This window comes from Spongiactinospora sp. TRM90649 (assembly GCF_029382225.1).
Classification (GTDB): Bacteria; Actinomycetota; Actinomycetes; order Streptosporangiales; family Streptosporangiaceae; genus Spongiactinospora.
In genome coordinates this window covers 247,906-273,850 of sequence record NZ_JARLTC010000010.1, presented here as the reverse complement: position 1 = coordinate 273,850, position 25,945 = coordinate 247,906, and the positions used below count along the sequence as shown (strand labels likewise).

Annotated in this window: 27 protein-coding genes; 15 read left to right on the top strand and 12 right to left on the bottom strand. The window is 72.2% G+C overall.

The features are described from left to right. The first annotated feature begins 383 nt into the window (after positions 1-383). The 7 genes from P3X83_RS15085 to P3X83_RS15055 all read left to right on the top strand — a co-directional run bounded on the left by P3X83_RS15085 (position 384) and on the right by P3X83_RS15055 (position 4,523). The gene (locus P3X83_RS15085) at positions 384-575 is read left to right on the top strand and encodes a hypothetical protein (protein WP_277305660.1); all 192 of its coding nucleotides are present in this window, start codon (positions 384-386) and stop codon (positions 573-575) included. After that, on the top strand, positions 572-1,423 hold the full coding sequence (locus P3X83_RS15080) for a TetR/AcrR family transcriptional regulator (protein ID WP_277305659.1): 852 nt from the start codon (positions 572-574) through the stop codon (positions 1,421-1,423). Before P3X83_RS15085 ends, P3X83_RS15080 begins: the two co-directional genes overlap by 4 nt. Beyond that, positions 1,420-2,322 (top strand): alpha/beta hydrolase, encoded by a 903-nt coding sequence (locus tag P3X83_RS15075; RefSeq protein WP_277305658.1) that lies wholly within the window; start codon positions 1,420-1,422, stop codon positions 2,320-2,322. The genes P3X83_RS15080 and P3X83_RS15075 overlap by 4 nt, the downstream gene beginning before the upstream one ends. Positions 2,323-2,740: 418 nt before the next feature. After that, entirely contained in the window at positions 2,741-2,878 is a 138-nt protein-coding gene (locus P3X83_RS15070) for a hypothetical protein (RefSeq protein WP_277305657.1), read from the top strand. Positions 2,879-3,161: 283 nt separating this feature from the next. Continuing rightward, complete coding sequence (locus P3X83_RS15065) at positions 3,162-3,695, top strand: ATP-binding protein (protein ID WP_277305656.1); 534 nt, start codon at positions 3,162-3,164, stop codon at positions 3,693-3,695. Continuing rightward, complete coding sequence (locus P3X83_RS15060; RefSeq protein ID WP_277305655.1) at positions 3,689-4,039, top strand: response regulator transcription factor; 351 nt, start codon at positions 3,689-3,691, stop codon at positions 4,037-4,039. Before P3X83_RS15065 ends, P3X83_RS15060 begins: the two co-directional genes overlap by 7 nt. A 169-nt stretch (positions 4,040-4,208) precedes the next feature. Then, positions 4,209-4,523: a hypothetical protein gene (locus P3X83_RS15055; RefSeq protein WP_277305654.1), complete on the top strand. Its 315-nt coding sequence runs from the start codon at positions 4,209-4,211 to the stop codon at positions 4,521-4,523. A gap of 141 nt (positions 4,524-4,664) precedes the next feature. Here P3X83_RS15055 and P3X83_RS15050 read toward each other — a convergent pair whose 3' ends face one another. Together P3X83_RS15050 and P3X83_RS15045 are read right to left on the bottom strand one after the other, a co-directional pair. Next, positions 4,665-5,870: an acyl-CoA dehydrogenase family protein gene (locus tag P3X83_RS15050; protein ID WP_277305653.1), complete on the bottom strand. Its 1,206-nt coding sequence runs from the start codon at positions 5,868-5,870 to the stop codon at positions 4,665-4,667. A 34-nt stretch (positions 5,871-5,904) separates the two neighbouring features. Next, the gene (locus P3X83_RS15045) at positions 5,905-7,374 is read right to left on the bottom strand and encodes a helix-turn-helix transcriptional regulator (protein WP_277305652.1); all 1,470 of its coding nucleotides are present in this window, start codon (positions 7,372-7,374) and stop codon (positions 5,905-5,907) included. Positions 7,375-7,618: 244 nt separating this feature from the next. Here P3X83_RS15045 and aceA point away from each other — a divergent pair, with 244 nt between their 5' ends. Then, on the top strand, positions 7,619-8,908 hold the full coding sequence (aceA, locus tag P3X83_RS15040) for an isocitrate lyase (RefSeq protein ID WP_277305677.1): 1,290 nt from the start codon (positions 7,619-7,621) through the stop codon (positions 8,906-8,908). Positions 8,909-9,068: 160 nt separating this feature from the next. On the opposite strand, the gene P3X83_RS15035 is transcribed toward aceA, so the two are convergent. The 5 genes from P3X83_RS15035 to P3X83_RS15015 form a co-directional block, all read right to left on the bottom strand. Beyond that, on the bottom strand, positions 9,069-9,308 hold the full coding sequence (locus P3X83_RS15035) for a hypothetical protein (RefSeq protein ID WP_277305651.1): 240 nt from the start codon (positions 9,306-9,308) through the stop codon (positions 9,069-9,071). Positions 9,309-9,356: 48 nt separating this feature from the next. Beyond that, on the bottom strand, positions 9,357-10,919 hold the full coding sequence (locus tag P3X83_RS15030) for a serine/threonine protein kinase (protein WP_277305650.1): 1,563 nt from the start codon (positions 10,917-10,919) through the stop codon (positions 9,357-9,359). 176 nt (positions 10,920-11,095) lie between these two features. Beyond that, the gene (locus P3X83_RS15025) at positions 11,096-11,761 is read right to left on the bottom strand and encodes a response regulator transcription factor (RefSeq protein WP_277305649.1); all 666 of its coding nucleotides are present in this window, start codon (positions 11,759-11,761) and stop codon (positions 11,096-11,098) included. Continuing rightward, positions 11,758-12,921 carry a sensor histidine kinase gene (locus tag P3X83_RS15020; RefSeq protein WP_277305648.1) on the bottom strand — a complete coding sequence of 388 codons (1,164 nt, stop codon included), beginning with the start codon at positions 12,919-12,921 and terminating at the stop codon, positions 11,758-11,760. Before P3X83_RS15020 ends, P3X83_RS15025 begins: the two co-directional genes overlap by 4 nt. A 69-nt stretch (positions 12,922-12,990) precedes the next feature. Beyond that, a complete protein-coding gene (locus P3X83_RS15015) occupies positions 12,991-13,998 on the bottom strand; it encodes an alpha/beta hydrolase (protein ID WP_277305647.1) in 1,008 nt (335 codons plus the stop codon). 172 nt (positions 13,999-14,170) lie between these two features. Between P3X83_RS15015 and P3X83_RS15010 the strand changes: the two genes are divergently transcribed. Genes P3X83_RS15010 through P3X83_RS15000 form a run of 3 tightly spaced genes read left to right on the top strand, consistent with a single transcriptional unit; the run spans position 14,171 to position 16,564 of the window. Then, positions 14,171-14,995, top strand: a complete 825-nt coding sequence (locus P3X83_RS15010; RefSeq protein ID WP_346742712.1) for an ABC-2 family transporter protein — start codon at positions 14,171-14,173, stop codon at positions 14,993-14,995. Continuing rightward, on the top strand, positions 14,988-15,776 hold the full coding sequence (locus tag P3X83_RS15005) for an ABC-2 family transporter protein (RefSeq protein ID WP_277305646.1): 789 nt from the start codon (positions 14,988-14,990) through the stop codon (positions 15,774-15,776). Before P3X83_RS15010 ends, P3X83_RS15005 begins: the two co-directional genes overlap by 8 nt. 2 nt (positions 15,777-15,778) lie before the next feature. Beyond that, positions 15,779-16,564: an ATP-binding cassette domain-containing protein gene (locus P3X83_RS15000; RefSeq protein ID WP_277305645.1), complete on the top strand. Its 786-nt coding sequence runs from the start codon at positions 15,779-15,781 to the stop codon at positions 16,562-16,564. Here the strand turns inward: P3X83_RS15000 and P3X83_RS14995 are convergent. Beyond that, positions 16,558-17,037 carry a hypothetical protein gene (locus tag P3X83_RS14995; protein ID WP_277305644.1) on the bottom strand — a complete coding sequence of 160 codons (480 nt, stop codon included), beginning with the start codon at positions 17,035-17,037 and terminating at the stop codon, positions 16,558-16,560. The genes P3X83_RS15000 and P3X83_RS14995 overlap by 7 nt on opposite strands. 216 nt (positions 17,038-17,253) lie before the next feature. Here P3X83_RS14995 and P3X83_RS14990 point away from each other — a divergent pair, with 216 nt between their 5' ends. Continuing rightward, positions 17,254-17,904, top strand: a complete 651-nt coding sequence (locus P3X83_RS14990) for an MFS transporter (RefSeq protein WP_277305643.1) — start codon at positions 17,254-17,256, stop codon at positions 17,902-17,904. A 135-nt stretch (positions 17,905-18,039) separates the two neighbouring features. Continuing rightward, positions 18,040-18,786: a YcnI family protein gene (locus P3X83_RS14985; RefSeq protein WP_277305642.1), complete on the top strand. Its 747-nt coding sequence runs from the start codon at positions 18,040-18,042 to the stop codon at positions 18,784-18,786. A gap of 43 nt (positions 18,787-18,829) precedes the next feature. On the opposite strand, the gene P3X83_RS14980 is transcribed toward P3X83_RS14985, so the two are convergent. The 3 genes from P3X83_RS14980 to P3X83_RS14970 are packed head-to-tail and all read right to left on the bottom strand — an operon-like array spanning position 18,830 to position 21,943. Further along, positions 18,830-19,741, bottom strand: coding sequence for an ABC transporter permease (locus P3X83_RS14980; protein ID WP_277305641.1), 912 nt, complete (start codon positions 19,739-19,741; stop codon positions 18,830-18,832). Then, entirely contained in the window at positions 19,728-20,801 is a 1,074-nt protein-coding gene (locus P3X83_RS14975; protein ID WP_277305640.1) for an ABC transporter ATP-binding protein, read from the bottom strand. The genes P3X83_RS14980 and P3X83_RS14975 overlap by 14 nt, the downstream gene beginning before the upstream one ends. A gap of 5 nt (positions 20,802-20,806) precedes the next feature. Next, positions 20,807-21,943 carry a DUF2092 domain-containing protein gene (locus P3X83_RS14970; RefSeq protein ID WP_277305639.1) on the bottom strand — a complete coding sequence of 379 codons (1,137 nt, stop codon included), beginning with the start codon at positions 21,941-21,943 and terminating at the stop codon, positions 20,807-20,809. A gap of 255 nt (positions 21,944-22,198) precedes the next feature. Between P3X83_RS14970 and P3X83_RS14965 the strand changes: the two genes are divergently transcribed. Both P3X83_RS14965 and P3X83_RS14960 read left to right on the top strand, forming a co-directional pair. After that, positions 22,199-22,873 carry a response regulator transcription factor gene (locus tag P3X83_RS14965; protein ID WP_277305638.1) on the top strand — a complete coding sequence of 225 codons (675 nt, stop codon included), beginning with the start codon at positions 22,199-22,201 and terminating at the stop codon, positions 22,871-22,873. Then, entirely contained in the window at positions 22,863-24,353 is a 1,491-nt protein-coding gene (locus P3X83_RS14960) for an ATP-binding protein (protein ID WP_277305637.1), read from the top strand. The genes P3X83_RS14965 and P3X83_RS14960 overlap by 11 nt, the downstream gene beginning before the upstream one ends. A gap of 233 nt (positions 24,354-24,586) precedes the next feature. Here P3X83_RS14960 and P3X83_RS14955 read toward each other — a convergent pair whose 3' ends face one another. Continuing rightward, positions 24,587-25,456: a LysR family transcriptional regulator gene (locus P3X83_RS14955; RefSeq protein WP_277305636.1), complete on the bottom strand. Its 870-nt coding sequence runs from the start codon at positions 25,454-25,456 to the stop codon at positions 24,587-24,589. Positions 25,457-25,945 lie beyond the last annotated feature (489 nt).

Sequence of the window (25,945 nt, the reverse complement as noted above, 5' to 3'; positions counted from 1 at the left end):
CCGCGAGACCGGCCAGCCCATCACCCGGTCACTGATCGCTTATGACCACTGACTCGGATTAGGACTTACTCGTCTAGCCGGCCCACGCCCTTTCGCGATCAGTCGGCGTCATAGCGGACTTGCCCGCCCTGGCCAGTTCGTCGAGGGCGGTGCGGGCTCGCTTCTCGGCTTCCTGGGGGCGCGCGGGCGGCCAACGCGGCGTGACCAGGCGGGCCGTGTCGAGCCCGTGAAAGGACTGCTGGACCGGGCGCTGTACGAACTCCGCGATCAGTCGGGGGCGCGAGCAGCGTCTCACCCGACGCCACCACTCGGATCCCCTTCAACAGGTCGTCCGGAGGCGCGTCCCCGAACCGCCGCGGCGAGCCTCGCGGCGATCAGCCGCGGTGGTCCTGGCCGTCACGGTGATGGCGGGCTGTACGTGGACGGCCGTGGTGGTGCCGGGGCCCGACTGGGCGCGGTGGGTGCTGGCCGCCGGCATCGCGCTGACCGTGGCGGCCGGTTCGGTGCTCGCCGTCTTGATCGGCCCGGCCGCGCGGCGCCTTTCGAGGCGGTCAACACCGCCCGGCACACGTTGATCCAGGCCGCCACCGGCCTGGTGGTGATCGGCGGGGTGGTCTTCACCGCTCGACGGCCGCGCGGCGCTCACCGTCGTGGCGTGACGCCAGGTCCACCCGTTGGAGGTCAGCCCGGATGCATTACGATACGGGACGTGGTGTATCGAAATAGTCGTGAGGGTGCGGCACGCGGCCGTCCGCGTGATGCGGCTCTGGATCAGCGGATCACTGCTGTCGTATTGGAGGTGCTGGCGGAGTCCGGTTACGAGGGCGTCTCCTTCGAGGAGGTCGCCCGACGGTGCCAGACGTCCAAGGCGAGCCTGTATCGGCGGTGGGGGTCCAAGCGGGAGATGGTGATCGCCGCGGTCAAGGCCGGGCCCGCGCAGCGCGGGGCCGGCGAGCCGATCGACACCGGCAGCCTGCGCGGGGACGTGTTGAGCCTGTGCCGGCGCCTGGACCAGACCATGCGCGCAGCGGACAGTCAGACCGCGATGCTGCTCTTGCAGGCGGGTCTGGAGGACCCGGACCTGTGCGAGGACATCGAGAACGCCGTCGGCCCGACAGGAGCTCGGTTGCCGCGACAGGTCATCGACTCCGCGATCGCACGCGGCGAACTGCCCGAAGGCGCGGACCCTTTCGCCTTCGAGGAGGTGGTCGGCGCCGCTCTCCTGCTGCGACGGGTCAACGGCCTCGCCGTCGACGAGGAGTACCTGTCCGCACTCGTCGACACCATCGTCATCCCAGCCCTGAAGACATCGGCCGGGCAGGCCCCCCTACCCGCCGGGATCTTCTCCGGCCATCCGACCCGCGCCGCCCACGAGACGGCCGCCCATGAGACCGCCGCGCCTGACGCGAAGGAGAACACATGACCACCCGACTGACGATCAACGGTTTCGGCTACCAGGCCATCCCCGGCACCAACGGCGTCAACCTCAACGTCGCCATCGGCGGAAGCGGGCCGCCCGTGGTCCTCCTGCATGGGTTCCCCCAGACGCACTACATGTGGCGCCGGGTCGCGGCGAGGCTCGTCGGCGACCACACGGTCATCGTCCCTGACCTGCGCGGATACGGCGACAGCGGCAAGCCGGACGGGAGTGACCCCGCCACGTACTCCAAGCGCACGATGGCTCAGGACATCGTGACGGTCGCGTCCGCCCTCGGCGTGGACCACTTCGGGCTCGTCGGGCACGACCGCGGTGCACTGGTCGCCGTCCGGGCAGGCTTGGACCACCCCGCCGTCGTGGATTACCTGGGGATCCTCGACGTCCTGCCCACCCTCGACACGTGGGCCGTCTTGCGGGGAGCCGACGCCAAGGTCGCCTGGCACCTGTACCTGATGGCTCAGCCCATCGGGCTTCCCGAGAAGATGATCCGCGCAGTCGCTCCGGAGTTCTTCGGCTCATTCCTGGACGCATGGGACCCCAGCGGCACGACTTTCACCCACGAGGAGCGCGCCTACTACATCGACGGCTCGGTCGCCGCGATCGACTCCATCGTGGCCGACTACCGGGCCACCGCGAGCATCGATCTCGAGATGGATCGAGCCGACCGTGAGCATGGCGCGCAGCTCGCGATGCCGGTGGGCGTCATCTCACAGGACTGGGGCTCCCAGCTCGGCTTCGACGCCGCATCGCTGTGGCGGGCCTGGGCGCCGGACCTGACCTACCAGCCGACCGCATCCGGGCACTTCATGGCCGAAGAGAACCCCGACGAGATCGCCGCCTTCATCACCGCCCTTGCGACGCGCCCAAGCGCGCGAAACCACTGATCGCACCCACGTCACCGCACCGAGGTGTCCGCCACCATTGGCGAGCCCCTCGACCCATCGGCTCCCGGTAGATCTCGCTCGCGTCGCCGCTGAACAGCGCCCCGAAGCCGACGCTCAAGATCGCCAAGGCGATCAGGCAGTGGGAGGTGGACCGGAGCGTGCGCAGCTAACGCCACTCCCCCGCGGCGCGGTCTTCACCGGTCCCCTCCCCATGCCCCGCCGAATTCCACGCTGTCGCCGTTGAGGTCCACGTACTCCTGCTCCAGGATGGCCCGCTGCGGGGTCAGCACGAGGCCCCGGACGGCGGCGAGGGCCGACGGAATCCGGTGGCGACGCCGGGTGCGACGGTGAGCGTGGGCTGGTCGACGGCACGTCCCGTGTTGTACGCCTTGGTGAGCCGGGAGACCTCCGATCATGCGTGCGCCTCCGTGGCGGAACGCGTTCTGAGCAGGCGAAGCGGCACCAGCGCGGCCAGATCCAGCCGAGCGGGATGACCGCCCGGCCCGCGATCCCGTCGAAGGCCGAGTACCACTCGCCGGAGATGGCCAGCGGCTGAAGAATGAGGCTGCCGCCGTACATGATCAACGGAGCCAGGACGCCTGTGGCGGTGAGGAGGACCGCCCAGGGCCGCCCGCCGGGCTCTGCCGCGAAGCGCCGGGCGAAGGCGAAGCAGGCGATGGTCGCGGCGGCGTACATGACGAACGCCGTCATCCAGTGCAGGTTCCCATGCCAGCTCGCCTGGGCGTTGACACCGGGCAGGAGGTCTGACGGGGTTCCCGGCGGGTAGCCCAACTGCGGATCGGTTACGAAAGCCCCCGTGGCGATCATGGCCGCGACAGGTGTCCTCCGCCGACGGCCGGACCCGGGAGGCCGCGGAGGCGCTGCGGGTGACCGGCTGCCAGGCCCTGGAGGAACTGCGCGACCTCGTCGGGATCCTGCACGACCCCGAACCGGACGGGATGCGCGAGCAAGCCCTGCCCGATCTCGGCGCACTGGTCGCCGAGTCGGAGTCGGTGGGCGTCCCCGTCGAACTCGTCGAACGCGGGGACCGGTCGCCGATCTCGCCCGTCGTGGGCCGTACCGCCCACCGGGTCGTTCAGGAGGCGCTGACCAACGTGCGCAAGCACGCCCCCGGCGCGTCCACCCGCGTCCAGGTGCATTACGGCCGCGACGCCGTACGGCTGGTCGTGCGCAACACCGCGCCCACGCGTGCCGCCGACCCGGCGCTGACGGGCGCCGGGTCGGCGACCGGCACCGGGTTGCTCGGCCTGCGGCAGCGGGTCGAGCTGGTCAACGGCACGCTGCTGGCAGGTCCGTACGGCGACGGAGGCTTCCAGATCCAGGCGACCCTGCCCAGGGAATCGGGATGGTGAGGGTCGTCGTGGTGGACGACGAGCCGATGGTGTGCGCGCACCTGCGCACCATCCTCGGCTCGTCCGGTGACGTCGAGGTGGTCGGCGAGGCGTACGACGGGGCGGCGGGCGTGGAGGAGGTCGTCCGCCACCGGCCGGACCTCGTGCTGATGGACCTGCGGATGCCGGGCGTCGACGGGATCACGGCCATCGCCAGGATCGCCACGCTGGCCAGGCCGCCGCACGTGGTCGTGCTGACCACGTTCGACGCCGACCAGTACCTGCTGCGCGCGCTCCACGCGGGCGCCTACGTCTGCACGACCTCGCGGGCAGGGCCGGGTGAGCCGACCCGGCCTGTGCGCTAAATGCACAGGATAGTGCGCTAATTGCTGACGACATACGCCTCCGCGCGATGGAGACTTTCGCTAGATCTTCGTGTGGCCGAGTGAAATCTTCTCGCTACAGCGCCACTCCTCGGCCATTGAGCATTTCTCGCACCGTCGATGATTCATTCATCAATCAACAGGAGGAGTAATGCAAACCCGCACGCTGTCCGCGGCCCTGATCGCCGCCGCCACCATCGCCACGGTCCTGCTGTCCGTCCCAGCCGCCGCCTCCGCGAACGCGGTGCTCCCCACCTACACCTGCGACAACGTCGTGCCCACTCCTCCGGGGCCCGAGACGGTCGGCTTCGGAAACTGCGTCGCCTCCAACGGCGCACCCGCAACGGGGGTTCTGGCCGCGGCCGACCGGAACCTGGTCGACCGCACCACGTCGGCGACCTTACTCTGCAAGGGGGCCGGTGAGGCTTTCGTCCCCGACATTGTGATCCTCACCGACTGCCAGTAGAACGCCTGAGTAACACGAGACCATCTGTTTCTGGAAACCCGCCGAGCGGAACCCCGCTCGGCGGGTTTCGCCCTGTCTAATGTTGTCACGATTGGAAATTCACTGCGCCAGTACGCGTCGTGTAGCGCCCCAAGGGGAAGGTCAGCGGACGGGGAGGCCGGTGACGGCGCGGGAGATGATCAGGCGTTGGATTTCGGATGTGCCCTCGAAGATGGTGAAGATCTTGGCGTCGCGGTGGAAGCGTTCCACGGGGTGGTCGCGGGTATAGCCGGCGCCGCCGAGGATCTGGATGGCGTGGTCGGTGACCCAGACGGCGGTTTCGCCGGCGACCAGTTTGGCCATGGAGCCCTCGGCGTTGTGGAAGGGGCGGGACTGGCGGGCCATCCAGGCGGCGCGCCAGGTGAGGAGGCGGGCCGTGTCGACGCGGGTGGCCATGTCGGCCAGGCGGAAGGCGATGGCCTGGTTCTCGCCGATGCGGCGGCCGAACTGTTCGCGCTGGGCGGCGTAGTCCCTGGCGTACTCGTAGGCGGCGCGGGCGATGCCGACGGCCATGGCGGCGACGACGGGCCGGGTGGCCTCGAAGGTGCGCATGGCGGCCTGTTCGCCCGCGCGTTCACCGGAGCGGACGCGGGCCAGGCGCGCCTCCAGTTTCTCGGGGCCGCCGAGCAGGCAGTCGGCCGGGACGCGGACCTCGCGTAGCACGACCTCGGCGGTGTGGGAGGCGCGGATGCCGTGTTTGGCGAACTTGTGGCCCATGGAGAGGCCGGGGGTGCCCGGCGGGACGATGAACGACGCCTGGCCCCGGGGGCCGAGCGCGGGGTCGACGGAGGCGACGACGATGTGGACCTCGGCGATGCCGCCGTTGGTGACCCAGGTCTTCACGCCGTCGAGGATCCAGTCCGAGCCGTCGCGTACGGCCCGCGTGCGGATCGCGCCCACGTCCGAGCCCGCGTCCGGTTCGGAGGCGCAGAACGCGCCGAGCCGTACGTCGTCCGGGGTGCCGAACATCTGGGGAAGCCACACGCCGACCTGCTCGGGGGTGCCGCCGGAGGCGAGCGCGGCGGCGGCCAGGCCGGTGCCGGTGATGGACAGCCCGATCCCGGCGTCGCCCCAGAACAGCTCCTCGAAGGCAACCGGGATGCCCAGGCCGCTGTCCTCGAACCACTGGCGGGCGAAGAAGTCCAGCGAGTAGAGCCCGATCTTGGCCGCCTCCTGGATGAGCGGCCAGGGGGTCTCCTCGCGTTCGTCCCATTCGGCGCCCGCGGGGCGGATGACGTCACGCGCGAACGTGTGTACCCAGTCACGGACTTCGCGCACGTCGTCGCTCATATCCGGATTGAAGGACATTGCCACCCCTTTCGCGGTTACCCAAGGTAACAGCTCAGTTGGCGGCGTGCCGCTCCAGGAAGGAGTAGACGTCGGCCTCGTCCACGCCGGGGAAGGACCCCGGCGGCAGCGCGGCCAGGACGTGGGAGTTGGCCCGCGCCGACGGCCACGCGTAGCCCTCCCAGCGCTGGGTCAGCTCGGGCGGCGGACGGCGGCAGCACTCGCCGTTCGGGCAGGCCGACTTGGTGCGCCGGGTCGTCTCGCGCCCCTTGAACCACCGCGACTCCCGGTACGGCACGCCAAGCGTGATCGCGAAGTCGCGCTCCCGCGAGGGATCCACGTGCGCCATGCAGAAGTAGGTGCCGGTGGCCGAGTCGGAGTACTGGTAGAAGACGGAGAACTTGTCCGGCGACTGGAAGACCTGGCGGCCCGACCACCGCAGGCACATCCGCTGCCCCTCGATCGCGCCCTGCTCGTCGGCCGGGAAGACGATGCCGTCGTTCTCGTACGCCTTGTAGATGATGCCGCCCGCGTCGTTGCGCACGAAGTGGCAGACCAGGTCCAGGTGGTGGGTGGCCAGGTTGGTGAACCGGTGCGCGGCCATCTCGTAGGAGACCGCGAAGACGTCGCGCAGGTCCTCCACCGACAGCGCGCGGTCCTCCTTGGCCTCGCGCAGGTAGGGGGTCGCCGCGGTCTCCGGGACCAGCAGCGCGGCGGCGAAGTAGTTGGCCTCGGTGCGCTGGCGCAGGAAGTCGGCGAAGTCGCGCGGCTTGTGGTGCCCGAGCGCGAGGTGGCCGAGCGTCTGCAGCAGGATCGTGCGCGGGCTGTGCATGCCCAGTTGCTCGTTCTTGACGTAGATGCGGCGGTTGCGCAGGTCGGTGATGGACCGCACGGTGCGTGGGAGGTCCTGCGCGGTGTGCACGGTGTAGCCGAAGTGGGTGACCAGGGCCTGCACGGTGCTCTGCGACAACGCGCCCGAGCGGTATCCGACGGCCGACAGCGCCTCGGCCGCCGCCTTCTCGATCTCGGGGAAGTAGTTGTCCTGTTCGCGCTGCTTGCGGCGCAGCTCGGCGTTGGCCACCCGGGCCTCCTCCGGCGTGGCCGTGCCCCGCGCCTCGCGCGAGCGCAGCTCCTCGTACAGGGCCAGCAGGTGCTCCAGCACGTCGTTGGGCACCCGCGCGGACACCTTCAGGCGAGGCATGCCGAGGCGGGCGTAGATCGGGTCGCGCTGGGCCTCCTCCAGGGCGATCTCCAACTGGGCCCTGCGGTTGGGGGCCTGCCTGCGCAGCAGCTCCTCGACCGGCACGTTCAGCGCGGCGGCCAGCGACTTGAGCAGTGACAGCTTCGGCTCGCGCTTGCCGTTCTCCAGCAGCGAGAGCTGGCTGGGCGCGCGGCTCACCCGCCCTCCCAGGTCGGAGAGGGTCAGGCCGCGCTGCTTGCGCAGATGCCGCAGCCGCTGCCCGAACGCGATGAGATCGAGCTCCTGCGTCAAAGACAGCGGTTCTTCGCTGACCAGAGGTGCCATACCGCGATCCTAAGCGAAAAATCGTTTCATCTTCCAGGGACCCCCCGCCGGGCAGGCGATCCGGCATCGGATTGGTCTAGTCCATAGCGGAAACTTACTATTTCTTCACCGCTCAAGCCGTCCAACTCTTGCGAACATGAGAAGAAGTGATGTTCTTTCGCATCATCATCCCTGTCATCGCCCCCGCGATAGCGCCCAAACTCATAGCAAGCCCCCAGGGGACGACGAAGGAGCTGAACTCATGATGAATCGCCTCAAGGGAGCAGCCGAGGACCTCCAGCACGATTGGGAGACGAACCCTCGCTGGAACGGCATCGAACGCACCTACACCGCCGAGGACGTCATCCGGCTGCGCGGGTCGGTGCAGGAGGAGCACACCCTCGCCAGGCTCGGCGCGGAGCGGCTGTGGAGCCTGCTCCACACCGAGGACTACGTCCACTCGCTCGGCGCGCTGACCGGGAACCAGGCCGTCCAGCAGGTCAGGGCCGGCCTGAAGGCCATCTACCTGTCCGGCTGGCAGGTGGCCGCGGACGCCAACCTCGGCGCGCAGACCTACCCCGACCAGAGCCTCTACCCCGCCAACTCGGTGCCCGCCGTGGTGCGCCGGATCAACAACGCGCTGCTGCGCGCCGACCAGATCACCTGGTCGGAGGGCGACCAGGACGCGCCGCACTGGCTCGCCCCCATCGTCGCCGACGCCGAGGCCGGATTCGGCGGCGTGCTCAACGCCTTCGAGCTGATGAAGGGCATGATCGCGGCGGGTGCCGCGGGCGTTCACTGGGAGGACCAGCTCGCCTCCGAGAAGAAGTGCGGCCACCTCGGCGGGAAGGTGCTCATCCCGACCTCGCAGCACGTCAAGACGCTCAACGCCGCCCGCCTGGCCGCCGACGTGTGCGGCGTCCCCTCACTGGTCATCGCGCGTACCGACGCTCAGGCCGCGACCCTGCTGACCAGCGACATCGACCCCCGCGACCAGCGCTTCACCACCGGCGAGCGCTCGGCCGAGGGCTTCTACCGGGTCCGCAACGGCGTCGCCGCGTGCATCGCCCGCGGCCTGGCCTACGCCCCGCACTCCGACCTGCTGTGGATGGAGACCTCCACCCCCGACCTCGACGTGGCCCGGTCGTTCGCCGAGGCGATCAAGGCCGAGTTCCCCGACCAGATGCTGGCCTACAACTGCTCGCCGTCCTTCAACTGGAAGCGCCACCTCGACGACTCCACCATCGCCAAGTTCCAGCGCGAGCTGGGCCACATGGGGTACAAGTTCCAGTTCATCACCCTGGCCGGCTTCCACTCGCTCAACTACTCGATGTTCGACCTGGCCAGCGGCTACGCCGAGAACGGCATGACCGCCTACGTCGGGCTGCAGGAGGAGGAGTTCGCCGCCGAGGAGCGCGGCTACACCGCCACGCGTCACCAGCGCGAGGTCGGCACCGGCTACTTCGACCTGGTCAGCACCGCCATCTCGCCGGACTCCTCGACGACCGCGCTGCGCGGCTCGACCGAGGAGGAGCAGTTCGACATGGCGCACTGACCGCGCCGGGGCGGCACCGTGACGGCACACCTACGGCACGGTCACGGCACCGTCCCAGCCGCGAGACGGCGGGCCCGGCCCCGGGCTGACCCCCAGGGCATGGGCGGTTCCCCTTCCGGGGCAGGGCCCGCGACCGGCCGCGCGGGCACGGCGCGGCCGGTCACACCCGTGGCGCCCGCAGGTACCAGCGCCCGTCCACCCGGTCCAGCGCCAGCGGGCGCCCGAAGCACTCCGACAGCGCCGATCCAGCGAGCACCCGCTCCCCCTCACCGGAGGCCAGGACGCGCCCCTCGCGCATCAGCAGCGCGTGGGTGGTGGTGGAGGGCACCTCCTCCAGATGGTGCGTGACGGTGACCGTGGTGAGGTCCGGCCGGGTGACGGCGAGATCCTCCACCCCCATCGATCCTCCCTGACCCGGTTCGTACCGATGCAGGATAAGGGTCCGCCGTTAAGGCATCGGCCCCGGTGTCCCGGTCGGGGGCACGGGCACGCTGACGGATGGGGTCGGCGAGGGCGACTCGCCGTCGCCCCACTGCGGCTCGGTGCTGATGCTCCCGGAGGGCCTCGGGGGCGTCGGCGGGCCCTCGGTCGGACGGCAGGGCCGCGGCCTGCCGCGCCGGTTCGTGCAGGTCGGCTCGGCGTCGGGCTGCCCCGGTTCCTCCGGTTCCAGGTCGCCGGGCGGGTGCGGCAGGCTGTAGGTGCCCTGCGGGGTGGTCGGGCCGTCGGCCGGTCGCGCGGTCCGCGTCGCCGTCACCACGACCACCGGCAGGCTGCGCACGGCCGTCACCGTACCCGGTCCCCCGGAGGCGCCCGCCACGGTCTCGACGTGCCCGGGACGGGCCGTGGACAGCGCGGTCTGCCCACCCGGACGCGGGTACGGCGTGCCGTCCGCGATGCCGCCCGCGGGCGTACCGCCCCCACCGGCCGCGATGACCGTCACCGCGGCGATCGACACCGTGGCCAGCGCCGCGAAGGTCGCCTGGGACAGGTGGGCCTGCCTACGCCGGTTCCCCTTGCCCGCCGGACGGGCGGCCGGGAGGGCCACGGGACCGGCGGGGGCCTGCCGTCCGGGCCCGCCGCCGGGCGGATGCGGCACCTTCGTCCACACCTCGGCCAGCACCGCCCCGACCGCCTCGCGCAAGTCCCAGGGTGCGCCCACGCCGCCCGCCGCCAGCAGCGCGGCCAGCAGTTCCGACGCCGGGGGCCGCTCGGTGGGATCCTTGGCCAGTGCCGCCGCCACGGCGGGCAGCAGCAGCGCGGGCACGCCGGTCAGCCGGGGCGGCTCCACCATGATCCGCCGGGTGACGACGTCGGCCTCCCCCGCGCCGAACGGATGGTGCCCGCCGGCCGCGTAGGCGACCACGCAGCCCCAGGCGAACACGTCGGAGGCCGGGACCGCCCGCCCGCCGGTCAGCCGTTCCGGCGCGACCCAGCCGGGGCTGCCCATGACCTGCCCGGCCTGGGTGTGCGCGCCCTCGGAGTCCACGTCCGTGGCGATGCCGAAGTCGATCAGGCGGGGGCCGTCCGGCGAGAGCAGCACGTTGCCCGGCTTGAGGTCGCGGTGGATGAGCCCGGCCCCGTGCACGGCGGCCAGCGCGGCGGCGGCGCCCAGCGCGACGCCGTAGGCCAGGTCCGGGGTGAGGGGGCCGGTCGCGGCGATGACCTGGGACAGCGGCGGGCCCGGGATGTACTCGCTGACCAGGTAGGGCCGGTCCTTGTCGGCGCCGTCCTCCAGCACGGCCGCGGTGCAGAACGGGACGACCCTTCGCGAGAACTCCACCTCCTCGGCGAAGCGGGCGCGCAGGGTCGCGTCGCCGAGGTGGACCGCGTGGGGGGTCTTCAGGGCGACGAACCCGCCCTGGGGGTGCTGGGCGAGGTAGACCACGCCCATGCCGCCTGCGCCCAGGCGTCCGAGAAGCAGGTAACGCCCTATTATCACCGGGTCGCCCACGGTAAGGGGCCGTACGCCGGGCGGTATGCCGTCCGCCGGGCTGATTCCACCGCGTGCCATCCGGGTCGTGCCTCTCCGTCGTGGGGTACGGCAAGCACACTGTGGCTGGATATGGACGACATTTGCCGCTTAGTAGCACGAAGGGATATGGAAGGTAAGGCGACTGATACCCCAGGGCAAGTAACCCCTGGTGCGGGGCGGTCCGGCGTGGCCCGGCTGACCCCTGTGACGGCGGATCAGCCCAGCCAGCCGGGCGTGATCAGACCTCCCTCGTAGGCCAGCACCACGACCTGCGCGCGGTCCCTTGCCCGCAGCTTGGTCATGATCCGGCTGACGTGCGTCTTGACCGTGGCCGGGCTCAGCACCAGCCGGGCGGCGATCTCGTCGTTGCTCAGGCCCGAGGCGATCAGCACCATGACCTCGCGTTCCCGCTCGGTCAGGCCGTTCAGCTCCGGCCCCGGCGCGGGCCTGCGCACCCGCTCGGCGAACTCGGCGATGAGCCGCCGGGTCACCGACGGCGCGATCAGCGCGTCGCCCCTGGCCACCACACGGACCGCGTGGATCAGCTCCATCGGCTCGGTGTCCTTCACCAGGAACCCGCCCGCGCCCGCCTTCAGCGCGCCGTAGACGTAGTCGTCCAGCTCGAAGGTGGTCAGGATGACCACCCGGACCGCCTCCAGGCGCTCGTCGGTGACGATCCGCCGGGTGGCCTCCAGGCCGTCCAGGCGGGGCATCCTGATGTCCATCAGCACCACGTCGGGGCGCAGCTCGCGGGCCAGCGCGACGGCCTCCTCGCCGTCGCCGGCCTCGCCCACCACCTCGATGTCGTCCTCGCCCTCAAGGATCGAGCGGAACCCGGCGCGCACCAGCGTCTGGTCGTCGGCCAGCAGCACCCGGATCATCGCGCCACCCGCACCGGCAGCCGGGCGCACACCTCGAAGCCGCCGCCCGGACGGGGGCCCGCGGCCAGCTCGCCGCCCAGCGCGGCGGCCCGCTCGCGCATCCCCCGGATGCCATGGCCGGGCGGGCCGGGCGCCGCTCCCCCGTCGTCGTCCACGCGAACCGTCACCTGCTTGCTCCTGTCGTCGAACTCGATCGCGACCGCCGCCGAGCCCGCCCCCGAATGGCGGGTCACGTTGGTCAGCGCCTCCTGCACGATCCGGTAGACGGCCTGGTCCACCTCGGGCGGCAGCTCGGGCGAGCCGTCGCCGCCGGTGCCCACGCTCAGCCGTACGGCCAGGCCGGTCCGCCGGGCCCCGGCCACCAGCGCGTCCAGCCCGGCGACACCGAGCACGGCGAGCCCCTGCCCGGACGCGGGCCCCCGCTCCGGGGCGGAGGACTCGCCCCGGTCCCCCACGCGCAGCATGCCCAGCGTGGCCCGCAGGTCGCCGAGCGCCTCCCGGCTGGCCTCCTTGATCGAGGCCAGCGCCGGCTCGGCCCGCTCGGGATGCTCCGCCAGCCGGTGCAGCGCCGCCGAAGCCTGCACGTTGATCAGCGAGAGCCGGTGCCCAAGCGCGTCGTGCAGGTCGCGGGCGATGCGCAGCCGTTCCTCGGCCCGCGCCCGCTGCTCGGCCTGCGCGATCCGGTTGCGCCGCTGCCGCGCCACGCAGCCCGCCGCCACCACCGCCACGAGCCACCCGGCCGCGCGGAAGACGTCGCCGTTGTCCGCCCCCTGGACCTCCTGCAGGGCGAGCCCCGCGATCACCGCGACGGTGAACCCGGCGGCGATCCAGAAGCCGCGCTCCTCGGCCAGCGTGTAGAGCATCACCACGAAGGCGATGATGATCGTGCTCACCGGCAGGCCCATGCCGTAGTAGATCAGTGAGGCGACCAGCGCGACCGCGGCGGCCGGCACCGGCCAGCGGCGGCGGGCCAGCAGCGCCCCCGAGGCGATGACCACCAGGGTGGCCCCGAGGGGCCACAGGTCTCCCGGCTCGCGCGCCAGGGGCAGCGAACTCGCGAAGATCAAGAAAGCGACGACCACGGATATCAGCACGTCCGCGCGCCATCCGCGTGGCGGCCACCACCGCCCGTCCGCGTCGCCGCCCGTGTCGCTCGCCACGGTCGCACAGCCTATTGGCACCGGGTGGCGCCCCCGCACGCGAGCCCCGCTCACCGCCGGCGGGACGGGTCAGGCGAGGGGCGGGCTCATCCGGCTGGGCAGGGCGGCCAGGAAGCGGGCGATGTGGCGGAACACCAGGCGGGCCTCGGGCAGGACGTCGGCGAGGATGGCGAAGACGTGGGGCATCCGGTGCCATTCCTCATAGGTGACCGGCACCCCGGCGTGGCGCGCGCGCAGTGCCACGCGCCGGGCCTCGTCGCGGAGGACCTCGGTGGAACCGGTGACGATCATCAGCGGCGGCAGGCCCGTGTAATCGCCGTAGGCCGGGGAGACCAGCGGGTCGCGCGGGTCGAGCCCGTCGGTCCAGTGGCGCGCCAGCCACTCCACCCGCCCGGCCGCGAGCACCGGATCGACCCAGCGGTTGAACCTGCGGGGGGTGTCGGTGAGGTCGGCCCACGGCGACAGGCACACGGCCGCCGACGGCAGCGGCATGCCCCGGTCGCGCAGCGACAGCAGCGTGGCCAGCGTCAGATGCCCGCCGGCCGAGTCGCCCGCCAGGATGATGTCGCCGGGCGCGTAGCCGCGGTCCAGCAGGCACCGGTAGGCCGCGTGCGCGTCGGCGAGCGACGCCGCCAGCGTGTGCACCGGGCCCTGCCGGTAGTCCAGCGCCAGCACCGGCCGCCTGGCCGCCAGCGACAGCCGCCAGGTGATCGAGCGGTGGGTGGCCGGGGAGCAGATGAAGTACGCGCCGCCGTGGAAGTAGAGCACCGCCTTGGCGTCGTCGAGCACGCGCCCGGCGCCCGCCGCGCCCGAGCCGTCCGCCGGTGGCGTGGCGCGCACCCACTCGCCCCCGCACGCCCCGAACTGCTCCTCGGTGACCGTCACGTGCCCGGGCAGCTTCCCCGGGAGCCGCTGGGCCAGCTCGAACGCCCGGCAGGCCACGGTGAGCGCCGCCGGATGGCGCAGCAGCAAGCTGGACATGGGCTTCATGGTGCCGCGCATCAGGGTGTTCATCGCGGCGGCCTGCCAGCTCACGGGATAGTCCGGGGAGACGTCCACGTCGATGTCAGACCGCATGCGAGACCTCCCACACGCTTGCCCGGCGAAGTGCCGTTCCGGCCGGCCCCTTCCCCGTTTCCGCTACCCCGGCGGGGGGCGGTCACTCCCGCCGCGCCCCGGCGCGAGGTAAAAATACGTTGCCCGGCCTTTGCCCCGTCGGAGACGATGAGTGGCTCGCCAAGCGCCCTCAGTGTCCCCTGTGCCGGCGCCGCCCGCCGAGGAGGTCGTCTTCCAGCTCTACGCGCGCATCGCCTGGTACGGCTTCCGCCGGCATTCGGCCTACCGGGCCGCCGCCGTCGCGGGCGCCTTCACCAACTCCGTGTTCGGCATCCTGCGGGCCTACGTCCTGATCGCCCTGTGGCAGGCCCGCCCCGGGCTGGCCGGCTACGACATGACCGACGCGATCACCTTCTGCTTCCTCACCCAGGGGATGATCGGCCCCATGCAGCTCTTCGGCGGCGGGATCGGCCTGGCCGAGCGGCTGCGCACCGGCGACGCCGCGATCGACCTGCTGCGCCCGGCGTCGCTGCTGGCGTGGTCGCTGGCCGACGACCTGGGCAGGGCCGCCTACCTGCTGCTGTGGCGCAGCGTCCCGCCGATGCTGCTGGGCGCGGCGCTGTTCGGGATCACCGTGCCCACCGCGCCCGGTACCTGGGCGGCCGTCGCGGCGAGCCTCGTCCTGGGGGTGATGGTCAGCTTCGGGCTGCGCTACCTGGTCGCGCTGTCGGCCTGCTGGATCCTCGACGACCGCGGCGTCGCCCAGCTCGCGCTGGTGCTCAGCCTGTTCTTCAGCGGCATGGTCGTGCCGCTGAACATCGTGCCCGGCTGGCTGGGCGAACTGGCCAACGCCCTGCCGTGGGCGGCGATGGTGCAGGTGCCCGCCGACGTCTACCTGGGCAAGATCGCCGTCGCCGAGGCCCTGGCGTTCCAGGCCGGCTGGGCCGCGGTGATCCTTGCCCTGGGGGCGCTGCTCACCGGGGCCGCCCGCCGCAAGGTGGTGATTCAGGGTGGTTAGGACCTACTGCCTGCTCGCCTGGACCTGGACCCGCGCCTTCGCGCAGTATCCGGTGTCGATGGTCCTGATCACGCTCGGCTCGCTGTGCGTCAACGCGCTCGACATCCTGGCGATCTGGATCATCTTCGCGCACACTACCGTCCTCGGCGGCTTCACCCTGCCCGAGGTCATGTTCCTGTACGGCACGTCCAGCGTCTCCTTCGCCCTGGCCGACATGCTGTTCGGTAACGTGGACCGGCTCAGCGGGCACATCAGGGCGGGCACGTTCGACACCATGCTGATCCGCCCGGTCAGCCCGTTCGTGCAGATGGCCGTGGATCGCTTCAACGTCTATCGGGTCGGCAAGACCACCCAGGCGGCGGTCGTGCTGGGCCTGTCGCTCGGGCAGCTCGGGGTGCCGTGGTCGCGGGCGTGGATGATCCCGCTGATGATCGTCTGCGGCGTGGTGATCTTCACGGCGGTGTTCGCGCTGGCCGGCGCGGTGCAGTTCCTGCTGACCGACGCCCCGGAGGTGGCCAACGCGTTCACCTACGGCGGCGCGTCGCTGACGCAATACCCGCCGAGCGTCTACGGCACCGAACTGGTCCGCGCGGTCACCTACACGGTGCCGCTGGCGTTCGTGAACTGGCAGCCCGCGCTGTACGTGCTGGATCGGGACGATCCGTCCGGCCTGCCGTACTGGCTGCGTTTCGCCTCCCCCGCCGCCGCCCTCGCGCTCGCCGTGGTCGCGGCGCTGGCCTGGCGGGCGGGGGTCCGCCGCTACCGATCCACGGGGAGCTGACGATGACGGCCGAGTCCGCGATGATCGACGTCCACGAGGTGGCGCGTACCTTCACGGTCAGCAAACGGGTCGGGCCGCTGCGCCGCGAGCGGCGGGTGGTCCACGCCGTGCGCGACCTGTCGTTCACCGTGGCGGCCGGGGATTTCGTCGGCTACCTGGGGCCCAACGGCGCCGGGAAGTCCACGACGATCAAGATGCTCACCGGCATCCTGGCCCCGACCGGCGGGCGCGTGCGGGTGGCCGGACTCGACCCGGCGCGGCGGCGCACCGCGCTCGCCCGGCGGATCGGCGTGGTCTTCGGGCAGCGGACGACGCTGTGGTGGGATCTGCCGCTGACCGATAGCTTTGAACTGGTCCGACACCTTTACAAAGTAGATCGGGTGGCGTTCCGGAAACGCCTGGACGAGCTCACCGAACTGCTCGGCCTCGACGCCTTCCTCCGCACCCCCGTCCGCCAGCTCAGCCTGGGCCAGCGGATGCGCGGCGACATCACCGCCGCGCTGCTGCACGATCCCGAGGTCCTGATCCTGGACGAGCCGACCATCGGCCTGGACGTGGTCAGCAAGGCGGCCATGCGCGGGTTCCTCGGCTCGCTCAACGCCGAGCGCGGCACCACCGTGCTGCTGACCACCCACGATATGGGCGACATCGAGCGGCTGTGCCGCCGGGTGATGCTCATCGACCACGGACGGCTGGCCTTCGACGGCACCGTCGAGGACCTGCGCGCCACCGCGCCCGAGGAGTCGTCCATCGAGGACGTGGTGGCCCGCCTCTACACCGGTCAGTAGTAGCCCTGCTCGGCCGACTCCTCATAGCCCTCGTCCTCGTCGGGCTCCCGCTCGCTCACCCACCGCGAGGGCAGCAGCACCGGGATGAACAGCAGCACCCCGAGCAGCGCGAACACGCCCGTGGTGAGCAGGATCCGGTCGCCCGCCCCGGCCCGCAGCAGCAGTTCGTGCATGGTGGGATCGTCGGGGATCAGGGAGACGGCCCGGGTCACGTCGAGCGCGTAGACCACCGTCCAGGCCAGCAGCACCAGCGAGGGGACGAACGTGGCCAGCGGTGAGACCCGTCCGGCGACGACCAGCCCGACGATCAGCCCGACCGCGGCCATGATGCCCAGCGCGATCCACAACGGGGCGCCGGAGGCGGTGGCCGGCGTCGCCGCCTGCCCCATCGCCCGCTCGGCGGCCCAGCCGGCCCCGGCCAGGATCGCCGCGGTGACCACCACCCCGAGAAGAAGGCCCAGGAAATGCCGCATGTCCACCACCTAGCGCCCCGTCATGCCGGGCACGACTCGGATCGGTATCGCGAATCGGAATCAACGGTCGCCGCAACCCTAGCGACAATGCTCGCGAAGGTCATCCACTCCCGCGAAGCCATGCTCCATTAGTCGATGTCCGTCCATAGCGGACATCTCACGGCCTGTCGGTTGGGGGAGGCGGCCAGGGGCCCGGCGTGAGACCATTGCTCTCGCATGCGCGCCCAGTTACCCCTCCGTCTCACGCGGGCGGCGGCGTTCTCCGCCGTCTGTGTGCTTCTCGCCGCCCTCGGCCACCGGCTGGCGGGCGGCGCGGGCCCCGTTCCGTGGGCGATGGGGGCGGGCGGCGGCGGGGCCCTCCTCGCCGCGCTGGCACTGGCCGGCCGCGAACGGCGGGCGACCACCATCATCCCGGTCCTGATGGTCCTCCAGCTCGGCCTGCACGAGCTGTTCTCGCTGGCCTCCGGCGCGTCCTCCTCGCTGACCCCGCACGGGCTGCTCGGGCTCGACATCTCCTACGGCCCGCAGCCACTCGACGCGGCCCACGGGCACGTGCCCTCGCCGGGCGGGGCGAGCATCGGGATGCTCACCGCCCACCTGACCGCCTCGCTGATCACCGGGCTGTGGCTGGCCCGGGGCGAGTCGGCGCTGTGGTCGCTGCTGCGCCACCTGGCCGTCACCGCGCGCCGCGCGGGCTCGGCGGTCGCGGCGCGGCTGCTCGTCGGGCCGCTCATCGCGGAGCCGCCGCCCGCCGTCCGGCTCCCGGCCGACCGGCCGCGGGTCCTGCCCCGTCACGGCGCGACGCTCCGTGGCACGGTCACCCGGCGGGGTCCTCCACTCCCCCGCCCGCTGACCGCTCTTCCGTAACCACCGGAACCGTCACCGGAGTCACCCGGACCGTCCGCTGATCACGCGGGGCCGTCCGGCGGTCCCGCATGTCCACGCCTGAGGGCCGGCGTGCCCTCAGGCGTGCCCGTTCACGTCCGAAAGTGGAGAAACCCCATGTCACATCTGCTGCGCAGCGCCGCCACCGTCGCCGCCGCCACCACCGCGCTCGCCATCGGCCTGGCCGTGCCCGCGCTCGCCCACGTCACCGTCAACCCCGGTACCGCCGAGCAGGGCGGGTTCACCAAGGTCGCCTTCCGGGTGCCGAACGAGCGCGACGACGCCGCCACCACCCAGGTGGAGGTGAACCTGCCCAAGGATCACCCGCTCGCGTTCGTCTCGGTACGGCCGGTCGGCGGCTGGCAGGTGAAGGTCACCGAGAGCAAGCTCGAAAAGCCCGTCACCACCGAGCACGGCGAGATCAAGGAGGCGGTCACGAAGATCACCTGGTCCGGCGGGAAGATCGAGTCCGGCCAGTTCCAGGAGTTCGAGGTCTCGATGGGCTTCATCCCCAGCGACACCGACCGGCTCGTCTTCCCGGCGGTCCAGACCTACTCCACCGGCGAGGTCGTCAAGTGGGACGACGAGCCCACCGCCGACGGCACCGAGCCGGAGCGGCCCGCGCCGGTGCTCAAGCTGGTCCCGGCGGCGGGCGGCGGCCACGGCGACGCCACCCCGTCCGCGGCGGCCTCCCCCTCGGCGGCCGCCGCGCCCCAGGTGTCCGCGCAGGTGTCCGCGGTGGCGGCCGGGTCGCCGCAGGCGGGTTCCGACACCACCGCGCGCGTCCTGGCGGGCGTGGGCATCGCCGCCGGGGCGATCGGCACGGTGATCGGCCTGTTCGGCCTGCGCCGCCCGCGTTCCTGACCCCACCGGGCCCGGGCGCGTGCGCGCCCGGGCCCCCGGCCGGTCAGGCCGTGACGTCGCGCCCGCTGAAGCGCGCCCAGGCGACCGAGCCGGCCACCACGATGTAACAGCCGAACACCAGCAGGCCCTGGGCCATCTCGCCGGTGACCATCGGATCGCGCAGCACGCCGTCGAAGGCGCCCAGCCACGAGGTCAGCAGGTACGGCTGGACCGGTTCGAGCTGCGGGATCGCGGCCAGGACCTGAACGACGACCAGGATCACGGCGGTGGCCGCGATCGCCCCGATCGGCACCTCCGTCAGCGTGGAGAGCGCCAGCGCCACCGCGGCCAGCGCCGCCATCCCAGCGCCCACGTAGGCCACCACGACCAGCACCCGCAGCAGCCCCTCGGCCATCGTGATCGTGGTGCCCGACAGCAGCGTCACCGGTCCGGCCGGGAACAGCGCCAGCCCGGTCACCAGCGCGGAAAGCGCGATCACGGCGCTGGCGGCCAGGCCGTAGAGCGCCGCGTTGGCGTACTTGACCAGTAGCAGCCTGGTCCGGCCCACCGGGGCGGTGAGCAGGTAGCGCAGCGTCCCGATGGCCGACTCGCCCGCGATGGCGTCCCCGGCGACGACCGCCACGGCCAGCGGCAGCAGCAGCGGCACCAGGACGAACAGCGAGGCGAACGTGAGGACCAGGCCGTTGCCCGCGACCATCGAGATCATGGCGTCGTCGGCGCCCTCCGCGCCGATCATCCGCAGCACCACGCCGATCAGCACCGGGACGCAGGCCAGCACGGCGAGCATCGCCAGGTTGCGCGGCCTGCGGAAGGTCAGCCCCAGCTCCGAGGCCAGCAGGCGCCACGTCCCCCCGCGCGAGCGCCGGGCGGGCGTCACGGACGCCACGGACGGGTCTTGCGCCGGCGCGGCGTCCGTGGCCGTGCGCGGAACGGTCTGAGCGTCAACCATCGACATCGAAGCCCTCCCCGGTGAGGCCGACGAAAACGTCCTCAAGGCTCGGCCGCACGACGGCCAGGCCGTGCACGGCCACGTCCGCCGCGACCAGGTCGGCGCACACGCGGTCGGGCCGCCCGTCGCCCAGGACGGCGCTCGCCTCCCCCTCCCCGGCGCGCACGTCCGTCAGCCCGATCGAGCCCAGCACCGCCGCCGCCTTCTCCACGTCGGGCGTCTCGACCCGGATCCGCGCCTCGCGCCCGGCCCGCAGTTCCTCGATGGGCCCGTCGGCGACCAGGTGACCGGCCCGCATCACGCCCACGTGGGTGCACATCTGCTCGACCTCGGTGAGCAGGTGCGAGGACACGAACACGGTGGTGCCCCCGGCGGCGACCTGCCGCACCAGCGCGCGGACCTCGCGGGTGCTCGCCGGGTCCAGCCCGTTGGTCGGCTCGTCCAGGATCAGCAGCTCCCGCGGCCCGAGCAGCGCGGCCGCGATGGCCAGCCGCTGGCGCATGCCGAGGGAGTAGGCGCGGTAGCGCTTACCGGCCGCGGCCGACAGCCCCACGCGATCCAGCGCCGCGCCGATCCGCTCGCGCGCCGTGCGCCGGTCGGAGTACGGGTCGGCCGCGTCGAACCTGCGCAGGTTGGCCTCGCCGCTGAGATAGGGATAGAAGGCCGGTCCCTCCACGAGCGCGCCCACCCTGGGCAGCGCCTCGGCCAGGCCGCCGGGCATCGTGTGGCCCAGCACCTCACAGCCGCCCTCGGTCGGCGCGACCAGGCCGAGCAGCATCCTGATCGTGGTGGTCTTGCCCGACCCGTTGGGGCCGAGGAATCCGTAGACCGCGCCGCGCGGCACGGCCAGGTTCAGGCCGTTCACGGCGACCTGCCCGCCACGGAAGCGCTTGGTCAGTCCTTCGGTGACGATCGCGTAGTCCGTCGTTGCCTGGCCGGGGGGCAGGGGTGCCGACCGGGGCGTCCCCGGGGCCGGTGAACCCTCGACGCGGTCCCCCGCGGGCACGTGCGCCGTGCCCGCGAGGTCGCGTTCCCCCGCCAGGAGCGGAGCGTCTCCTGGCGTCATCGTGCTCACTTCCGGCCGGCCGCCTCGTAGAGGACCTCCGGGCGGACCGCGCCGGCCAGCATCCTGCCGTCGTCGGTCAGCAGGACGGTGATCAGCTTGGTCCGCACCAGCCTGCCGCTGCCCCAGGGGCCGCTGACCTGCTTGGCCGCCGACAGCACCGACTGGGCGACGTTGTTCGCGTCGCCCTCGCCGCCCCGGCCTTGCAGGTCGCCCGGGCTCACCCGCATGACGGCGACGCTGGTCCAGCCGTCGCCCTGGACGGTGAGCCCCTCAGGGAGGGAGCCGGCGTGCGCGTCGTCCTCGCCCAGCCCCTTGGCGGCCTCGGCCAGCTCCCGCTCACCGATCGTCCGCTCCTGGACCTTCGCGCCCGCGGGCGGGGTGAATGTGAAGTTCTCCGGAGCGGGCGGGGTGAAGGTCACCGAGGTGTAGCCGAACTCGAAGGCGGGCTCGATGGAGTCCTTGGCGTAGACCTGGAAGCGCAGCGGGACGCGGTTCTCACCGTCGAGCGCGATCCTGATCTCCTTGACCAGGGAGTCGGCCGACTTGGGGGCGAGGGTGAGCTGGTAGGCCGGGCGGTCGGCGACCTTCACGTCGCTGCTGACGCCGATCGTGGTCTGGTCGTCGATCGCGTCGATCGCCTGCGCGGCGAAGGCCTGCGGGGTCAGGTCGGTGGGCACGGCCTTGGCCGTCGGCGGCGTCGCGAGGTTCCCGTGCTCGCGCAGCAGGGAGTCGGCGATCTTCAGCCGGGTCGCGGTGTTGCCGGAGCTCTCGTACAGCCACACCTGGTCGCCGTTCCTGATCAGGTTGCTCTCGCTCATCCTGCCGAGCAGCGCGATCCGCTGGCGGTCGGCGCCGCCGTACCAGACCTTGACCTCGTGCGCCCCGCTCAGCAGCGACAGCGGCGAGGCGGGGTCGGTGGTGCCCGCGGGCAGCGCCGGAAGCCCCAGGGAGGAGGTCTGCAGGACGGTGCCCGACATCGGCGGCATCCCGCCGGAGAGGCCGGAGCGGGCCACGTCGGCGAGCAGTTGCTCGGCCGTCCGCTCGGGCAGCGCCGGATCGCCCTGCACCGCGGCGATGACCGGCCCGGTTCCCACGGCGGCGGCGATCACGGCCAGCGCGGCGATCGGGACGCCCCACCTCACGGCGCGGCCTCGTGCCTGACGGGGCCGGCTCGGCGGTCCCGTGTCGTGAACGTTAGACGACATATCACTCCTTAACCGTATGTCCCCGGCCATGAACGGTGGCCGGACACATGGAAGACTGCGGGTTCGTCGCTGTGCCCAAGCTGAGACGCACTGAGAGGTGTCTCAGCCTGAGAGCCGTCTCAGCGCTCTCAGCCCGGTCTCAGGTGCGTTGACCAGGATGGGAGGACACACTCGCGAAGGAGGATCGGGCCGATGCGGGTTCTCGTGGTCGAGGACGAACGACGGATGGCCGCCGCGCTGCAACGGGGGCTCTCGGCCGAGGGCTTCGCCGTGGACATCGCGCACGACGGCGAGGACGGCCTGCACATGGCCAGGCAGGGCGAATACGACGTCGTCGTCCTGGACATCATGCTGCCGAGGATCTCCGGCTACAACGTCTGCAAGACGCTGCGCGCCGAGGAGAACTGGGTGCCGATCCTGATGCTGTCCGCCAAGGACGGCGAGTACGACATGGCCGACGGCCTCGACCTGGGCGCCGACGACTACCTCACCAAGCCGTTCTCCTACGTGGTGCTGGTCGCCCGGCTGCGCGCCCTGCTGCGGCGCGGCGCGGGCCGCCGTCCCGCCGTGCTGAGCGCGGGCGACCTGGAGCTCGACCCGGCCCGCCGCCGGGTCGCTCGGGGCGACACCGAGATCGACCTGACCCCGCGTGAGTTCGCCCTGCTGGAGTTCCTGCTGCGGCACCGCGACGAGGTGGTCTCCAAGAGCGAGATCCTCGAACACGTCTGGGACACCTTCGACACCGACCCCAACGTGGTCGAGGTCTACGTCGGCTACCTGCGGCGCAAGGTCGACGTCCCGTTCGGCAGATCCGCGCTGCAGACCGTGCGCGGCGCCGGATACCGGCTGGCCGGCGATGGCGGCTGAGCGGTGGCCCGCCGCCCGCTGGTGGCGGCGCAAGGGCGTGCGCTTCCGGGTCACCGCCGCGGCCTCCGCGGTGCTGGCCGCGGCGCTCGCCGCCTCGGCGTGGGTGCTCATCGGCGTCCTCGACCGGTCGCTGACGGCGACCATCGACGAGTCGGCCATGCGGCGGGCCGACCGGGTCCGCGCCGACGCCGACGCCGGGCGCCTGCCCCTGGAGCTGAGCAACCCCGACGGCACGCTGATCCAGGTGATCGACTCCGGCGGCCGGATCGTGCACGCCACCATCGGCACCGACCGGCTGGTGCCGCTGCTCGGCCGTCAGGAGCGGGCCGAGGCGATCCGGTCCGATCAGGCGCGCTACCTGGACGGCCGGCCGTACGGCATCCCCGGGCGGCTGCGGGTCGTGGCCCGCGCCGCCGACCATGGCCAGGTGGTGATCGCCGCCCGCTCCTACGCCGAGGTGGAGAAGACCCTGGCCGCCGCCGCGCAGGTGCTGCTGTTCGGCACCCCCCTGCTGGTGGTGCTGCTGGCCGCGGTGAGCTGGATGATCGTCGGCGGCACGCTGCGGCCCATCTCCGCGCTGCGCCGGGGCGCGGCCGAGATCACCGGTACGGCCCGCGCCCGGCGGCTGCCGGTCCCCGAGGCCCACGACGAGGTGCACAGCCTGGCCAGGACCCTCAACGACATGCTCGCCCGGCTGGAGGCCGCCGACGCCCGCCAGCGGTCCCTGGTCTCCGACGCCGCCCACGAGCTGCGCAGTCCGCTGGCCAGCATCCGCCTGCAACTGGAGGTCGCCCTCGGGCACCCCGAGGGCCAGGAGTGGCGCGAGACCGCCGAGGGCGTGCTGGAAGACGCCATGCGCCTGTCCCGCCTGGCCGAGGACCTGCTGGCGCTGGCCCGCCTGGACGAGCGCGGCGGCATCCCGGCCCGGCGTGAACCGGTCGAACTCGACGAACTGGTGCGCCAGGGCGTCGAACGCTACGCCGACAACCCGATGACGGTCGCCTGCGAGGTGCCTCCCGGCCCGGTCTTCGTCACCGGTGACGCCCTGGACCTGGGCCGGGTGCTGACCAACCTGGTGGACAACGCGGTGCGCCACGCCCGCTCCGTGGTGACGGTGCGGCTGCGGCCCGAGGGCGCGGCGGCCGTCCTGACCGTGACGGACGACGGGCCGGGCATCCCCGAGGCCGATCGCGAGCGCGTCTTCGACCGTTTCACCCGCCTGGACAGCGCCCGCAGCCGCGACGAGGGCGGCGCGGGCCTGGGCCTGGCGATCGTCCGGGAGACCGTCCGCGCCCACGACGGGAGCGTCCATCTGGAGGACGCCGGGCTTCAGCACGGCGACCCGCCGGGAGAGACGCCCGGCCTGCGCGCGGTGGTACGGCTCCCGCTGAGCGCGGCCCCGCCCACGGGGCCGGAGTCGAGCCCGCCGGAGGGCGTGCGCCGTCCCCGGACGCGCACGGGCCCGGCCGGAGGACGCTGAAGTCGCTGGAGGAGAACGCGGGCCTGGACGGGAACGCCGAGGTTCCCCGGGCCGCGGATCGCCCGTACGGGCGCCTGGCGGCCACGTGGGCCGCTCGCAGGGTGTCATGCTCTACGCCCACTGAGGGAATCGTCACCTCGGAGCGGAGCCGCCGGCGGTGCCGCCCCACCCGGCACCGGCTTTCGAATGTCGTGAGCGCTTGGAACGCTCCCGGCTGACTGGACGACGCGGCTCTAGGCCGCGGTGCCTCCCTCGGCGAGCGTCAGGAAGTCCTGGACGATCAGCGGGAGGCGACGACGGGCGTGCACGATGGCGATCACCCGCCTGACGGGTGGGTCCAACGACCGGATCACCAGCCCGGCCCGCAGCGCCGTCTCCGTCATCGCCCGGTAACCGAGCAGGGAACCCACTCCCGCACGGACTTGAGCCATCGCACCGCCGCGTTCGTCGGTCTCGGCTGCGGTCACCGGCCGCACGCCGAACTTGGCGAACATCGCGTCGAACTCCCTGCGCCGGGTGCTGCCCTTGGGAGGGAGCACCAGCCGCATACCGGTCAGCCGGGCCATCGGCACCGTGTCGGGGAGTTCCAGGCCGGGAGCCGAGATGAGCACGATCTCCTGGCGCTCCAGCGGATGACTGATCAGGTCGGTCGGGACCGGCAGGTCGGTCAGGCCAAGATCGGCCCGCTGGTCCCTGATGGCGCTCACCACGGCGTCGCGGCCGTCGCAGCGCACGATGTGCACGCGCACGGCGGGGTTCCGCTCGTTGTACGCGGGCAGCAGCCGCCCGGCGAGCCCCGGCTCCAGTGTCGGGGTCGAGGCGATCCGGAGCTCCGTGTCGGCCGAGCGGCCGTGACCGGCGAGCGACTCGATCTCATGTACCGCGTCTAATGCCTCCCTTGCGAGTTTGACGACCCGGCGCCCCTGGGCCGTGACGACCACGCCACGGCCGGAGCGCGCGAACAGGGTCATTCCGAGTTCACGCTCCAAGTCCCGGATCGCACGGGAAAGCGCAGGTTGCGCGATGTAGAGCGATCTGGCGGCGTCTGTCATGGTGCGGTGCTCCGCCGTCGCCACCACGTAGCGGAGCTGCTGCAGATTCATGCTTCGAAGCTAGGACACCGGAACCGGATCGGTCCTGCACATTGCGGAGATCACCTCGTGTGATTTCCCTGCGTAACCGATCAGGGCTACATCCGTGACGGGTGATAAATCAGTATGCTTCTGCCCCAAATTTGGTAAAGGTCCGGCTTGCGAGGCCAGGGTCGGACAATCGGGGTAAGGGGGAGACAGCTTGGCAGTCAACGGACAGTATCCTCCACCGCCTCCCTCGTCTCCACCGCCACATCAGCCCGGCGAAGGCGCGGACGGCGAGCACCGGCACACCCGCCTCTACGGCCCCGGTGACGCACCGGACGCGGGGGCGGTCGGCGGACAAGGCGGCGGATACGGCCCGGCGGGCACCGGCCATCCCCCGCCTCCCACCGGACATCCGGCCCCTGGCGGAGCGACCGGATACCCCCCGTCGCCTCCCCCTGGAGGACACGGATACCCGCCACCCACCCCCAGACCGGAATACCCCCCACCGCCCGC

What these genes read in the sequence shown, in the direction of transcription:
- P3X83_RS15075 (WP_277305658.1), top strand. Translation starts at nt 1,420, where the DNA reads ATGACCACCCGACTGACGATCAACGGTTTCGGCTACCAGGCCATCCCC.
- P3X83_RS15060 (WP_277305655.1), top strand. Translation starts at nt 3,689, where the DNA reads ATGGTGAGGGTCGTCGTGGTGGACGACGAGCCGATGGTGTGCGCGCAC.
- P3X83_RS15055 (WP_277305654.1), top strand. Translation starts at nt 4,209, where the DNA reads ATGCAAACCCGCACGCTGTCCGCGGCCCTGATCGCCGCCGCCACCATC.
- P3X83_RS15050 (WP_277305653.1), bottom strand. Translation starts at nt 5,870, where the DNA reads ATGTCCTTCAATCCGGATATGAGCGACGACGTGCGCGAAGTCCGTGAC.
- P3X83_RS15045 (WP_277305652.1), bottom strand. Translation starts at nt 7,374, where the DNA reads ATGGCACCTCTGGTCAGCGAAGAACCGCTGTCTTTGACGCAGGAGCTC.
- aceA (WP_277305677.1), top strand. Translation starts at nt 7,619, where the DNA reads ATGAATCGCCTCAAGGGAGCAGCCGAGGACCTCCAGCACGATTGGGAG.
- P3X83_RS15035 (WP_277305651.1), bottom strand. Translation starts at nt 9,308, where the DNA reads ATGGGGGTGGAGGATCTCGCCGTCACCCGGCCGGACCTCACCACGGTC.
- P3X83_RS15030 (WP_277305650.1), bottom strand. Translation starts at nt 10,919, where the DNA reads ATGGCACGCGGTGGAATCAGCCCGGCGGACGGCATACCGCCCGGCGTA.
- P3X83_RS15025 (WP_277305649.1), bottom strand. Translation starts at nt 11,761, where the DNA reads ATGATCCGGGTGCTGCTGGCCGACGACCAGACGCTGGTGCGCGCCGGG.
- P3X83_RS15015 (WP_277305647.1), bottom strand. Translation starts at nt 13,998, where the DNA reads ATGCGGTCTGACATCGACGTGGACGTCTCCCCGGACTATCCCGTGAGC.
- P3X83_RS15000 (WP_277305645.1), top strand. Translation starts at nt 15,779, where the DNA reads ATGACGGCCGAGTCCGCGATGATCGACGTCCACGAGGTGGCGCGTACC.
- P3X83_RS14995 (WP_277305644.1), bottom strand. Translation starts at nt 17,037, where the DNA reads ATGCGGCATTTCCTGGGCCTTCTTCTCGGGGTGGTGGTCACCGCGGCG.
- P3X83_RS14990 (WP_277305643.1), top strand. Translation starts at nt 17,254, where the DNA reads ATGCGCGCCCAGTTACCCCTCCGTCTCACGCGGGCGGCGGCGTTCTCC.
- P3X83_RS14985 (WP_277305642.1), top strand. Translation starts at nt 18,040, where the DNA reads ATGTCACATCTGCTGCGCAGCGCCGCCACCGTCGCCGCCGCCACCACC.
- P3X83_RS14980 (WP_277305641.1), bottom strand. Translation starts at nt 19,741, where the DNA reads ATGTCGATGGTTGACGCTCAGACCGTTCCGCGCACGGCCACGGACGCC.
- P3X83_RS14975 (WP_277305640.1), bottom strand. Translation starts at nt 20,801, where the DNA reads ATGACGCCAGGAGACGCTCCGCTCCTGGCGGGGGAACGCGACCTCGCG.
- P3X83_RS14965 (WP_277305638.1), top strand. Translation starts at nt 22,199, where the DNA reads ATGCGGGTTCTCGTGGTCGAGGACGAACGACGGATGGCCGCCGCGCTG.
- P3X83_RS14960 (WP_277305637.1), top strand. Translation starts at nt 22,863, where the DNA reads ATGGCGGCTGAGCGGTGGCCCGCCGCCCGCTGGTGGCGGCGCAAGGGC.
- P3X83_RS14955 (WP_277305636.1), bottom strand. Translation starts at nt 25,456, where the DNA reads ATGAATCTGCAGCAGCTCCGCTACGTGGTGGCGACGGCGGAGCACCGC.